The sequence below is a fragment of the Streptomyces niveiscabiei genome (assembly GCF_001419795.1).
In the GTDB taxonomy this organism is placed as follows: domain Bacteria; phylum Actinomycetota; class Actinomycetes; order Streptomycetales; family Streptomycetaceae; genus Streptomyces; species Streptomyces niveiscabiei.
Genome location: NZ_LIRL01000506.1, coordinates 1 through 12,305, shown reverse-complemented (window position 1 = coordinate 12,305; position 12,305 = coordinate 1). Strand labels below are relative to the sequence as shown.

The 12,305-nt window shown below is 69.7% G+C and carries 11 protein-coding genes, 1 pseudogene and 2 riboswitches; of the genes and pseudogenes, 8 read left to right on the top strand and 4 right to left on the bottom strand.

Features of this window, described 5'->3' with window-relative positions; genetic code table 11:
- Positions 1 to 13 precede the first annotated feature (13 nt).
- The 4 genes and pseudogenes from AOK24_RS51080 to gcvT all read right to left on the bottom strand — a co-directional run.
- Positions 14 to 169, bottom strand: a pseudogene (locus AOK24_RS51080) (serine hydroxymethyltransferase); the annotation flags it as partial.
- A gap of 2 nt (positions 170 to 171) precedes the next feature.
- The coding region (gene glyA, locus AOK24_RS24055; protein ID WP_240554086.1) for a serine hydroxymethyltransferase at positions 172 to 1,194 on the bottom strand (1,023 nt) is incomplete at its 3' end.
- A 12-nt stretch (positions 1,195 to 1,206) separates the two neighbouring features.
- Positions 1,207 to 1,584 carry a glycine cleavage system protein GcvH gene (gene gcvH, locus AOK24_RS24050; RefSeq protein ID WP_055722152.1) on the bottom strand — a complete coding sequence of 126 codons (378 nt, stop codon included), beginning with the start codon at positions 1,582 to 1,584 and terminating at the stop codon, positions 1,207 to 1,209.
- 56 nt (positions 1,585 to 1,640) lie between these two features.
- The gene (gcvT, locus tag AOK24_RS24045) at positions 1,641 to 2,756 is read right to left on the bottom strand and encodes a glycine cleavage system aminomethyltransferase GcvT (RefSeq protein WP_055722151.1); all 1,116 of its coding nucleotides are present in this window, start codon (positions 2,754 to 2,756) and stop codon (positions 1,641 to 1,643) included.
- 63 nt (positions 2,757 to 2,819) lie between these two features.
- A riboswitch (glycine riboswitch) is annotated at positions 2,820 to 2,926 on the bottom strand.
- A riboswitch (glycine riboswitch) is annotated at positions 2,927 to 3,027 on the bottom strand.
- A gap of 187 nt (positions 3,028 to 3,214) precedes the next feature.
- Between gcvT and AOK24_RS24040 the strand changes: the two genes are divergently transcribed.
- The 8 genes from AOK24_RS24040 (at position 3,215) to AOK24_RS24005 (ending at position 12,007) form a co-directional block, all read left to right on the top strand.
- Complete coding sequence (locus tag AOK24_RS24040; protein ID WP_055722150.1) at positions 3,215 to 3,874, top strand: AAA family ATPase; 660 nt, start codon at positions 3,215 to 3,217, stop codon at positions 3,872 to 3,874.
- A gap of 70 nt (positions 3,875 to 3,944) precedes the next feature.
- Complete coding sequence (locus tag AOK24_RS24035; protein ID WP_055722149.1) at positions 3,945 to 4,724, top strand: enhanced serine sensitivity protein SseB; 780 nt, start codon at positions 3,945 to 3,947, stop codon at positions 4,722 to 4,724.
- A 120-nt stretch (positions 4,725 to 4,844) separates the two neighbouring features.
- Complete coding sequence (locus AOK24_RS24030; protein ID WP_055722148.1) at positions 4,845 to 5,675, top strand: enhanced serine sensitivity protein SseB C-terminal domain-containing protein; 831 nt, start codon at positions 4,845 to 4,847, stop codon at positions 5,673 to 5,675.
- 296 nt (positions 5,676 to 5,971) lie between these two features.
- The gene (locus tag AOK24_RS24025) at positions 5,972 to 6,970 is read left to right on the top strand and encodes an ABC transporter permease (protein WP_055722147.1); all 999 of its coding nucleotides are present in this window, start codon (positions 5,972 to 5,974) and stop codon (positions 6,968 to 6,970) included.
- Between the two features lie 29 nt (positions 6,971 to 6,999).
- The gene (locus tag AOK24_RS24020; RefSeq protein WP_055722146.1) at positions 7,000 to 8,748 is read left to right on the top strand and encodes an ABC transporter substrate-binding protein; all 1,749 of its coding nucleotides are present in this window, start codon (positions 7,000 to 7,002) and stop codon (positions 8,746 to 8,748) included.
- Between the two features lie 99 nt (positions 8,749 to 8,847).
- A complete protein-coding gene (locus tag AOK24_RS24015) occupies positions 8,848 to 9,858 on the top strand; it encodes an ABC transporter permease (RefSeq protein WP_055722145.1) in 1,011 nt (336 codons plus the stop codon).
- A complete protein-coding gene (locus tag AOK24_RS24010; RefSeq protein ID WP_055722144.1) occupies positions 9,855 to 10,931 on the top strand; it encodes an ABC transporter ATP-binding protein in 1,077 nt (358 codons plus the stop codon). The genes AOK24_RS24015 and AOK24_RS24010 overlap by 4 nt, the downstream gene beginning before the upstream one ends.
- Complete coding sequence (locus AOK24_RS24005; RefSeq protein WP_055722143.1) at positions 10,928 to 12,007, top strand: ABC transporter ATP-binding protein; 1,080 nt, start codon at positions 10,928 to 10,930, stop codon at positions 12,005 to 12,007. The genes AOK24_RS24010 and AOK24_RS24005 overlap by 4 nt, the downstream gene beginning before the upstream one ends.
- Positions 12,008 to 12,305 lie beyond the last annotated feature (298 nt).

Below are 12,305 nucleotides of genomic sequence, written 5' to 3'. Positions count from 1 at the left end.
CCGGCCTGCCGGTCTACTTGCTCAGCGTCGGATACAGCGGACGCCGATCCGCCAGCGCCTTCACCCGGATCCGCAGCGCCTCCGCGTCGTACACCGGCTTCAGCGCCTGCGCGATGACATCCGCGACCTCGGTGAAGTCCTCGGCAGTGAAGCCGCGCGTGGCGAGCGCNNGTGGAGCCGGTCCTCGGCCTGCTGCCCGTCGAGCGCGGACTCCCGCAGGTCGACGAGGATCAGGTGGACGTCGGTCCCACCGGACAGCACGTTCACCCCGGCCTCGCGGGCGTCCTCGGCGGTGAGCCGCGACGCGAGGATCCGCGCCCCCTCCACCGTACGCCGCTGCCGCTCCTTGAACTCCTCGGAGGCGGCGACCTTGAACGACACGGCCTTCGCGGCGATGACGTGCTCCAGCGGACCCCCCTGGAACCCGGGGAACACCGAGGAGTTGAGCTTCTTGGCGAACGACGACTTCGCGAGGATGATCCCCCCGCGCGGCCCGCCCAGCGTCTTGTGCGTCGTGGACGTCACCACGTCCGCGTACGGCACGGGGTTCGCGTGCAGCCCCGCCGCGACGAGCCCGGCGAAGTGCGCCATGTCGACCCACAGGTACGCCCCGACCTCGTCGGCGATCCGCCGGAACTGAGCGAAGTCCAGCTCACGCGGATAGGCGGACCACCCGGCGATGATCACCTTCGGCCGGTGCTCGCGCGCGAGCCGCTCCAGCTCCTCCATGTCGACGAGCCCGGTCTCGGGGGACACGTGATAGGCGACGACGTCGAACTGCTTGCCGGAGAAGTTGAGCCGCATCCCGTGCGTGAGGTGCCCCCCGTGCGCGAGATCGAGCCCGAGGATGGTGTCCCCGGGCTGGGCCAGCGCGAAGAGAGCGGCCTGGTTGGCGGAGGCCCCGGAGTGCGGCTGGACGTTCGCGTACTCCGCCCCGAACAGCTCCTTGACCCGGTCGATGGCGATCTGCTCGGCGACGTCGACGTGCTCGCACCCGCCGTAGTAGCGCCGCCCCGGGTACCCCTCGGCGTACTTGTTGGTCAGGACGGACCCCTGCGCCTCCATGACGGCCAGCGGAGCGAAGTTCTCCGAGGCGATCATCTCCAGCGTCGACTGCTGCCGCCCGAGCTCGGCGTCGACGGCGGCGGCGATCTCCGGGTCCAGCTCGTGCAGGGACGTGTTCAGGACAGACATGCGTACGACTCCTCAGCCGGCGGTGTAGGCGGTGTACTCGTCGGCGGACAGCAGGTCGTCCGGCTCGTCGGCGACGCGCACCTTGAAGAGCCAACCGCCCGTGAACGGCTCGGAGTTGACCAGCGACGGGTCCTCCGAGACGCTCTCGTTGACCTCGGTGATCTCGCCGTTGACCGGCGCGTACAGCTCGCTCACCGACTTCGTCGACTCCAGCTCGCCGCAGGACTCGCCGGCCGTCACGGCGGTGCCGACCGCCGGGAGCTCGACGAAGACGACGTCACCGAGGGCGTTCGCCGCGTGCTCGGTGATCCCGACCGTCGCGACGCCGTCCTCGGCGGGCGAGATCCACTCGTGTTCCTTGCTGTAGCGCAGGTTCTGGGGGTTGCTCATGGCCTGAATTCTCCTGTACGCGGGGGAGTGCTGATGAATAGGGGACTGCGGGAGGGTTACTTCTGGCGCTGGTAGAACGGCAGAGCCACGACCTCGTACGCCTCGTGGCTCCCCCGGATGTCGACGCCGACCCCGGCCGTCCCCGGCGCCGCGTGGGCCGCGTCGACGTACGCCATCGCGATCGGCCGGCCCAGCGTGGGGGAGGGGGCGCCGGAGGTCACCTCGCCGATGACGGCGCCGCCCGCGACGACGTCGTACCCGGCACGCGGGACGCGCCGGCCCTCGGCGATCAGCCCGACCAGTACCCGGGGCGGCTTGCGCTCGGCGAGGGCGGCGGCCTCGGCGAGGGCCTCGCGCCCCACGAAGTCGCCGTCCTTGCCGAACTTCACCACGCGCCCGAGCCCGGCGTCGAAGGGCGTCAGGGCCGTCGACAGCTCGTGCCCGTACAGGGGCATGCCCGCTTCGAGGCGCAGCGTGTCCCGGCAGGACAGCCCGCAGGGCACGACATCGGCGGAGGCGGCCAGCGCCTCCCACAGCGCCACCGCGTCGGACGGCGCCACGAACAGCTCGAACCCGTCCTCCCCGGTGTAGCCGGTCCGCGCGATCAGCGCCGGCACTCCGGCGACCGTCCCGGGCAGCCCGGCGTAATACTTCAGACCTACGAGATCGGCATCCGTCAGCGCGCCGACGATCCCCGCAGCCTTGGGCCCCTGTACGGCGATCAGCGCGTACGCGTCCCGGTCGTCGCGCACCTCGGCCTCGAACCCGGCGGCCCGCTCGGTCAGCGCGTCCAGCACGACCTGCGCGTTCGAGGCGTTCGCGACGACCAGGAACTCGGTCTCGGCGAGCCGGTAGACGATCAGGTCGTCCAGGATGCCGCCGTCGGCCCGGCAGATCATCGTGTAGCGGGCCCGGCCCACCCCGACCGCCGCGAGGTCGCCGACCAGCGCGTAGTTCAGCAGGGCCGCGGCCTGCGGCCCGGTGACGGTGATCTCGCCCATGTGCGAGAGGTCGAAGAGCCCCGCGCGCGTGCGGACGGCGGTGTGCTCCTCGCGCTCCGAGCCGTAGCGCAGCGGCATGTCCCAGCCCGCGAAGTCGGTCATGGTCGCGCCGAGCGAGCGGTGCAGGGCATCGAGCGCGGTACGGCGAGGTACGGCGGAACTGCTGGTCATCGGGCGTTCGTCTCCCAGGTGCGACGGGGTGGGGCAAGGGCTTCCCGTCCAGGAACGGGAAGATCCTCCCCATCTGTCATCGGAACCTGAGAGGTTCGCCGTGACCCTCGCGGGGAACACGGCTTGCACCTTGGGTGGGACCGCCGGGGCGGCCCGCTTTTCAGATGTGCCTCGCCCACGCGGTAACGGTGCCTGAGAGATTCAAGGGAGGGACTTGCTCCTTCGGCGCCCCAGCGGGACAGCGAGCCGGGGACTCTCCCGCGCGGATTCGAACGGCCGGTATGCAGTTGGCGCGGCCATCATCGCACGCCACCCCGGTCGCGCGGCAGGGCCAGATCTGTAACCGGGCTGTGGCAGGAGGCGCACCAAATCGCGAGACAGATTCCATTACCTTCTCTTTACTGTCTATGGGGAGACCCGTATCTGACGGGACTGCTCCAAGGGGAGGACGATCAACGGTGAACAGGACCACGGCGTACGCGACGGCGCTGCCCGCCCAGTCGGCGGCCCCCGCGCGGGAGAGCCGCGCCGGGCACCCCGCGCCGGTCGTCCGCGACCTGCGCGACCGCGCCGGACACAGCCCGCACGCCCTCCTCTTCGGCCCCCGCGACCTCGTCGTCGTCACGGGCCTGCCCGGCAGCGGCAAGTCCACGCTGATGCGCCGCGCGGTCCACGGCACCCGCGTCGACTCCCAGGACACCCGGGACCGCTGGGACGCGCGTACGCCCTCCTGGCTGCCGTACGCCGCCTACCGCCCCCTCGTCCGCCTCGCCCACTACGCGGGCCTGTGGCGCGCCCTGCGCTCCGGCGAGGGCGTCGTGGTCCACGACTGCGGCACCCAGTCCTGGGTGCGGGGCTGGCTCGCCCGCGACGCCCGCCGCCGCGGCGGCACCCTCCACCTCCTCCTCCTGGACGTCACCCCGGGCACGGCCCTGGAGGGCCAGCGCGAACGGGGCCGGGGCGTCTCCCGGTACGCGTTCCTGCGCCACCGCCACGCGGCGTCCCGCCTGATCGGATCGGTGGAGCAAGGCGGCCTGCCGGACGGCTGCGGCGCGGCGGTCCTGCTGGACCGGGAGGCGGCGGACGCGCTGCGGCGGATCGCGTTCACCCGGGGCTGACCCGGCCCGCCCCGGTACGCCCTTAAGCTTTTCCTCTTCGACAGCGGTTCCCAGCAGGCGGTAGACAGCGATGGACTTCCCGACCGACTTCCCGGTCCCCGCACACCCCCACTCCCACGGCGGCTGGCCGGGGAACGAACTGGAGGAGGTGCTCTCCGCCTCCCTGGGGGTGCCGTCCGCCGGCGGCCGGATCATCGAGGTCCTCGCGCGCAGCTTCGTCTGGATCCCGCTGCCCAACGGCGGCGGCCCCCGCACCGGCCCCCTCGACCTGCCCACGATCGACATCGCCGGCCAGGTGTACGTCCCCGTCTTCACCTCCGAGGAACAGTTCCGCCAGGTCACCGGCGCGCACATGTCGTACACGATCGCCCCGGCGGCCGAGTTCGCCAAGGGCCTCCCCCCGCAGGTCGGCATCGCCCTGAACCCCGACGGCGTCGTGGGCGTCCCGCTGCCCCCGCAGGCGGTCGCCGACCTGTGCCGGGCGGGCCGCACGCCCCTCGACGGCACCGCCTCCGGCGCCCGCGTGCGCCTCTTCGAGCCGGACTGGCAGGACGACCCGGTGGACTTCCTCGCGGAGGCGTCCAAGGAGTTCGAGGCGACGGGCGTGGTCCTGACGGCCCGCCGCTGCCTGGCGGCGATCGAGACCGCGGAACCGGTCATGTTCGTCGGGGTCGAACTCACCCACTGGGACGGCGAGTTCGGCGAACGGCCGCTGGACGCGCTGGGCAGGGCGCTGGGCCGGGTCCCGGTGCGGTGGGGAGTGAACCTGATCCTCCTGGACGTGGCGCAGGACCCGGTGGGGGAGTGGCTGAAGCTGAACGTCCGGCCCTTCTACTCCCGCACCACCTAGAAACCCGCCCCTCACCTGTCGTACACCCAACCGGCGAACCCCCCGTAGGCGCTTAAGCTTGACCCCGACGCAGGGCAACGGGCATCCACGGGGCAACTTTTACGAAGGGTCGGTAGAGACGTGAGCGTGAGCGGCACCGCTGCGGCCGGCCAGGTCGAGCACATGCTGCGCCAGGTCACGCCTGGCCGCTACGACGCCTACGAGGCACTCCTGCGCGCGCTCTCGACCCCCACCACCGGCCAGGTCTGGATGCTGCTGTGGCACGGCCAGTCCGGCTCCCCGGACGCCCAGTACGGCTCGATGGAGGTGGACGGCCACGCGTACGCGCCCTGCGTGACGTCCGCCCAGGAGCTGTCCGCGAGCGGCTGGAACCGTTCGTACGAGGTGGTGGACGGCCTCGACGCGGCCCGCACCCTCTACCCGGACCGCCACGGCCTGTGGCTGAACCCGCACGCCCCGGGCGGCGGCGTGGGCGTCCCCTGGGCCGACCTGCGCCGCATCGCGACGGGCCTGGACCGCCAGCCCCCCGGCCCGCTGCGCCTGTCGGACCCGGCGGTGGAGATCCCGCACTTCTACGCCCTCCTCGGCCAGAACGCCCACCGCACCCCCGCGATCAGGGCGCTGCGCCGCGCCTGGGTCCAGCCGGCCCTGGGCCAGCCGTATCTGTCGATCGGCCTGGACGTGTACGACACGTCCCCGCAGTCGGTGGACGCGGTGCGCGCGATGATGCAGCAGTCGATTGGCGCCGTCCCCGACGGCCTGCCCGTCTCCACGGTCGCGATGACCGACGAGTACGACCCGGTCGTCCTGTGGATGCGGGCCAACGCCCGCCCGTTCTACGACCGCGAGGCGCACGCCCCGGCGCAGCAGCCGCCGGCTCCCCAGTCCCGGCAGTCCCCCCAGTCCCCGGCGGCCGGTTACGGCTACCCGGCGACCCCCGGCGCGTACTGATCACCCCCGCCGCCTCCTGACGCTCCGTCATCTCAGGAAACCCACTCGTTACACCGACCCGTGTTCATCTCCGCGCGTAGAGCGAACCGGTACGTGTCATTATGGCCGTAATGATCAACTTGCCCTCGTCCGGCGGCCGTTACCCACTGTTCGGATAACGGAAGCCTTCGGTCGGCATCACGGTTGTGCATACTTTCGCCGCCACATCTGGCGCGTGATCGCGAGCGCATTGAAGACTCGCCTCCCATAAGACGCGAGTAAGGCCGGTCACCACCGGCGGGAAGGGTCAGTGCACTGTGACCGCACCGATCGAGACCACCGGGTCGGAGGCCGGAGCACAGCCGGAAGCCGTGCTCGCCGGGGCCAACCAGAGCCAGATCGAAGGGCGTTCACTCACCCAGATCGCCTGGACCCGGTTCAAGCGCGACAAGCTGGCCGTGGCCGGCGGCATCGTCGTCGTCCTGCTCGTCCTCATGGCGATCCTCGCCAAACCCATCGAGGCCGTCTTCGGCCTCGACCCGAACAAGTTCAACCAGGACCTCATCGACCCGGCGATGCAGGCGCCCATCGGCGGCTGGGGCGGCATGAGCTGGGACCACCCGCTCGGCGTCGACCCGCAGTACGGCCGCGACATGCTCGCCCGCATCATCGACGGGTCCTGGGTCTCCCTGCTCGTCGCGGGCGGCGCCACCCTGCTGTCGGTCGTCATCGGCACCGTCCTCGGTGTCGTCGCCGGCTACTACGGCGGCTGGGTCGACTCGGTCATCAGCCGGCTGATGGACACCTTCCTCGCCTTCCCGCTGCTGCTCTTCGCCATCGCCATCTCGGCCTCCGTCCAGGACGGCTTCTTCGGCCTGAACGGGCTCCCGCTGCGGATCTGCGTCCTGATCTTCGTCATCGGCTTCTTCAGCTGGCCGTACATCGGGCGCATCGTGCGCGCCCAGACGATGACCCTGCGCAAACGCGAGTTCGTCGAAGCCGCGCACAGCCTCGGCGCGCGCGGCCCGTACGTCCTCTTCCGGGAACTCCTCCCGAACCTCGTCGCACCGATCCTCGTCTACTCGACGCTGATCATCCCGACGAACATCCTCTTCGAGGCCAGCCTGAGCTTCCTCGGGGTCGGTATCGCCCCGCCGCAGGCTTCCTGGGGCGGAATGCTCAGCAACGCCGTGGATCTCTACACAGCGGATCCGCAGTACATGTTCGTGCCCGGACTGGCGATCTTCATCACCGTCCTGGCGTTCAACCTGCTGGGTGACGGGCTGCGCGACGCACTCGACCCTCGCAGCAAGTGATCCACAACGACCGAGGGGGATTTCCTCAGGTGAAGACGAGAAGAGTGACTGCCGCGATCGCGTCGGTCCTGGCGATCTCGCTGGGCGCTTCCGCCTGCGGCGGCGACAGCGACAGCGGCGGCGGCTCCGCCAAGGGGAAGAAGGACGAGGGGTTGACGTCGATCGTCAACGTCTCGAACAAGAAGGGGGGCACCCTCAGCTTCGAGCACTCGGACGTCGCGGACTCCCTGGACCCCGGCAACACGTACTACGGCTGGGTGCAGAACTTCTCCCGCCTCTACGGCCGTACGCTCACCACGTTCAAGCCGGCCGCCGGCAAGGACGGCCTGACCGTCGTCCCCGACCTGGCCGAGTCGCTGGGCCAGCCCAGCCCCGACGCCAAGACGTGGACGTACAAGCTGCGCGCCGGCGTCAAGTTCCAGGACGGGACCCCGGTCACGTCCAAGGACGTCAAGTACGCCATCGAGCGCTCCAACTTCGCGCCCGAGGTGCTCTCCAACGGGCCGACGTACTTCAAGTCCTACCTGGTCGGCGGCGACAAGTACCAGGGCCCGTACAAGGACAAGAACCCGAACGGCCTCGCGTCCATCGAGACGCCGGACGCGCAGACCATCGTGTTCAAGCTGAAGCAGCCGTTCGCTGACTTCGACTACCTGGCGACCTTCTCGCAGACGGCCCCCATCCCGGCCGCGAAGGACGACGGCGCCAAGTACGTCCAGCACATGGTGTCCTCGGGCCCCTACCAGTTCCAGTCCTACGAGGAGGGCCGCAGCGCCACCCTCGTGCGCAACCCGCAGTGGGACCCGAAGACGGACCCGATCCGCAAGGCCCTGCCGGACAAGATCACCATCAAGTTCAAGGTGAACCCGGTCACGATCGACAACGACCTGATCTCCGACCGGGTCACCGTCGACGCGGCGGGCGCCGGCGTCCAGGCCGCGACCCAGCCGAAGGTCCTCAAGGGCAAGCTCGCCAACCAGACGGACAGCTCGTACGCCGGCGCCACGCAGTACATCGCGCTGAACCAGAACGTCGAGCCGTTCAACAACATCAACTGCCGCAAGGCCGTGCAGTACGCGGTCGACAAGCAGTCGATCCTGGACGCGGCCGGCGGCTCGCCCAAGGGTGACATCGCCACCACGCTGCTGCCCCCGTCGGTCAACGGCTACACCAAGTTCGACACCTACCCGTCGGCCGGCAGCCGGGGCGACGCGGCCAAGGTCAAGGAATTCCTCACCGCGTGCGGCAAGCCCAACGGCTTCAACACGATCCTGACCGCCCGCTCCGACCGTCCCGCCGAGGTCGCGCAGGCCACCGCCGTCCAGGCGTCGCTCAAGAAGTACGGCATCAACGTCGAGATCCGGCAGTTCCCGGCCGGCAAGTACTTCTCGAACTTCGCCGGTGTCCCGTCCTACGTCCACCAGCAGAAGCTCGGCATGCTGTCCATGGCGTGGGGCGCCGACTGGCCGACCGGCTTCGGCTTCCTCGACCAGATCGTCAACGGCTCCGCCATCAAGCCCTCGGGCGGCAACAACCTGATGGAGCTGAACGACCCGAAGATCAACGCGGCCCTCGCCTCGACGATCGCCAACACCGACGCCGCCGCCCGCACCAAGGGCTGGGGCGACATCGACAAGATGGTCATGGACACCGCCACGGTCGTCCCGACCCTCTACCGCAAGAACTTGCTCTTCCGGCCTGCGTCCGCGACCAACGTCACGGTCACCCAGGCGTACCTGGGCATGTACGACTACCTGCTGATGAGCTCCTCGAAGTAGTAGCCGCAAAGCAGGCCGGAATCTTCTCGAAAGGCAGGTGAAGGTTCCGGGTGGCGGGGCCGGACACGCTCCGACCCCGCCGCCCGGAGCCGGACAGCTGTGGCTGCGTACATCATCCGGCGCGTATTCGGCGCCCTGGTACTGCTGCTGGTGGTCAGCGCAGTCACCTTCGCGATCTTCTTCCTGGTACCCCGGCTCGGCGGCCAGACCGCCGACCAGCTCGCCACGCAGTACGTCGGCAAGGACGCCAACCCCGACTCCGTGGCCGCGATCAAGAAGAACCTGGGCTTCGACCAGCCCATCTACACCCAGTACTGGCACTTCATCAAGGCGCTGTTCGTCGGCGCCGACTACAAGTTCGGCCCGGACGCCACCCGCTGCGACGCGCCCTGCTTCGGCTACTCCTTCAAGAGCCACGTCGAGGTCTGGCCGCAGCTCACCGAGCGCATCCCGGTCTCCTTCTCCCTCGCCGTCGGCGCCGCCGTGATCTGGCTGATCTTCGGCGTCACCACCGGCGTGATCTCCGCGCTGCGCAAGGGCACGCCCGTCGACCGCATCTCGATGTTCATCGCGCTCGCCGGCGTCTCCCTGCCGATCTTCTTCACCGGCCAGATCCTCAGCGCCGTGTTCGTGTACGAGGTCCCCATCTGGGACTCCATCGAGTACATCCCGTTCACCCAGAACCCGGCGGAATGGGCCTGGCACCTCCTGCTGCCCTGGATCAGCCTCGCGTTCCTGTTCTCCGCGCTCTATGCCCGCCTCACCCGGGCGGGGATGCTGGAGACCATGGGCGAGGACTACATCCGCACCGCCCGCGCCAAGGGCCTCAAGGAGACGACGGTCGTCACCAAGCACGGCCTGCGCGCCGCGCTCACCCCGATCGTCACCATCTTCGGCATGGACTTCGGCACGCTGGTCGGCACGGCCGTCCTGACCGAGACGGTCTTCTCCCTCCAGGGCATCGGCGCCTACTCGGTCCAGTCGATCCGGGACAACGACCTGCCCATCGTCATGGGCGTCACCCTGGTCGCCGCGTTCTTCATCGTCTTCTGCAACCTCGTCGTCGACCTGGTGTACGCAGCCATCGACCCCCGGGTGAGGTACTCGTGAGCAAGCCCTCCACTTCCGCACCGGGCGAGCCGGTCGCCGACGCCCCCGACGACGCGTTCCTCTCCGTCCGCGATCTGAAGATCCACTTCAAGACGGACGACGGCCTCGTCAAGTCCGTCGACGGCGTCAGCTTCGACGTACGGCGCGGACGCACCCTCGGCATCGTCGGCGAGTCCGGCTCCGGCAAGTCCGTCACCTCGCTCGGCCTCATGGGCCTGCACCGCTCCGCCCGCAACGCCAGCGTCAGCGGCGAGGTCTGGCTCGACGGGCAGGAGCTGATCGGCGCCCACAACGACGAGGTGCGCCGGCTGCGCGGCCGGAAGATGGCCATGATCTTCCAGGACCCGCTGTCCGCGATGCACCCGTACTACACGATCGGGCAGCAGATCGTGGAGGCGTACCGGGTCCACAACGAGGTCACCAAGAAGGAGGCCCGCAAGCGCGCCGTCGAGATGCTCGACCGGGTCGGCATCCCCGAGCCCGACAAGCGCGTCGACGGCTATCCGCACGAGTTCTCCGGCGGTATGCGCCAGCGCGCCATGATCGCCATGGCCCTGGTCAACAACCCCGAGCTGCTCATCGCCGACGAGCCCACCACCGCGCTCGACGTGACCGTCCAGGCGCAGATCCTCGACCTGATCCGCGACCTCCAGAAGGAGTTCGGCTCCGCGGTCATCATGATCACGCACGACCTCGGTGTCGTCGCCGAGATGGCCGACGACCTGCTCGTCATGTACGGCGGTCGGTGCGTCGAACGCGGGCCCGCCGAGGACGTGTTCGCGGAACCCCGGCACCCGTACACCTGGGGCCTGCTGGGCTCGATGCCCCGCCTCGACCGCGAGGACATGGACCGGCTCATCCCCATCAAGGGCGCCCCGCCGTCCCTCATCAACATCCCGTCCGGCTGCGCCTTCAACCCCCGCTGCCCGTACGCGGACCTCCCCAAGGACAACGTCACCCGCACGGTCCGCCCCGACCTCACCGAGGTCGGCACCGGCCACTGGGCCGCCTGCCATCTCGGGCAGGAACAGCGGGAGCGGATCTGGAACGAAGAGATTGCGCCGAAGCTGTGACTGAGACGACCGAGGCTGCGGCCGTGACAGACGAGACGCCCGAGGTCCTGCTGAAGGTCTCCGGCCTCCAGAAGCACTTCCCGATCCGCAAGGGCCTCCTCCAGCGCCAGTCCGGAGCCGTCCGCGCCGTCGACGGCATCGACTTCGAGGTCCGCAGGGGCGAGACGCTCGGTGTCGTCGGCGAGTCCGGGTGCGGCAAGTCCACGATGGGCCGCCTCATCACCCGGCTCCTCGAACCCACCGGCGGCAGCGTCGAGTTCGAGGGCAAGGACATCACGCACCTCAGCGCCGCGGGGATGCGTCCGATGCGCCGCGACGTCCAGATGATCTTCCAGGACCCGTACTCGTCGCTGAACCCGCGCCACACGATCGGCACGATCGTCAGCGCGCCGTTCAAGCTCCAGGGGGTGACCCCGGAGGGCGGCGTCAAGGCGGAGGTCCAGCGCCTGCTGTCGGTGGTCGGCCTCAACCCCGAGCACTACAACCGCTACCCGCACGAGTTCTCCGGCGGCCAGCGCCAGCGCATCGGCATCGCCCGCGCGCTGGCCCTGACCTACGTCATCATCGCCCACGACCTCTCGGTGGTCCGGCACGTCTCGGACCGTATCGCGGTGATGTACCTGGGCAAGATCGTGGAGCTGGCGGACCGGGACAAGCTCTACAAGTCCCCGATGCACCCGTACACGAAGGCCCTGCTCTCGGCGGTCCCGATCCCGGACCCCAAGCGCAAGGCGGCCAAGAGCGAGCGCATCCTCCTGCGCGGCGACGTGCCCTCCCCGATCTCCCCGCCCAGCGGCTGCCGCTTCCACACGCGCTGCTGGAAGGCGACGGAGATCTGCCGCACCACCGAACCCCCCCTCCTCGAACTGATCCCCGGCCAGCAGGTGGCCTGCCACCACCCGGAGAACTTCGCGGACCAGGCCCCCCAGGAAACGGTCCTCCTCACGGAGGCCAAGCAGGCGGCGGAACTGGTGGCGGACGAGGTCCTGGCGGAGTCGGCGGAAACGTCGGCGGCGGTGGCGGCGGAGGTAGAGGCCACACCGAACGAGCCGGAGAACAAGCCCGAGGCCGGCTAGGACGAGGTTTTTCAGCGCGGGGCGCTGCGCGGCAAGTCGTAGCTCGCCGCGCAGCGCCCCGCGCTCTTGCGCGTACCCCCACCCCGCATGACAACTTGGCAAAGTCATGCACATGTCCATACCGCGCCCTGCAAAGTCGTCCCCGTCCGACACATCGGTACAACGCACGAAAGGGACGACGATGGCACTCTCCCGTTCGGCATGGGCAGGCACAGCCGTAGCCGCGGCAGCCACCCTCTTCGTAGTAGCCGCCTCCCCCGCCCCCACCCCCGGCGCGGCCGGCATGGGCGACCCCTAC

Coding starts and splice junctions, on each gene's coding strand:
- gcvH (WP_055722152.1), bottom strand. CDS start 1,584: ATGAGCAACCCCCAGAACCTGCGCTACAGCAAGGAACACGAGTGGATC.
- gcvT (WP_055722151.1), bottom strand. CDS start 2,756: ATGACCAGCAGTTCCGCCGTACCTCGCCGTACCGCGCTCGATGCCCTG.
- AOK24_RS24035 (WP_055722149.1), top strand. CDS start 3,945: ATGGACTTCCCGACCGACTTCCCGGTCCCCGCACACCCCCACTCCCAC.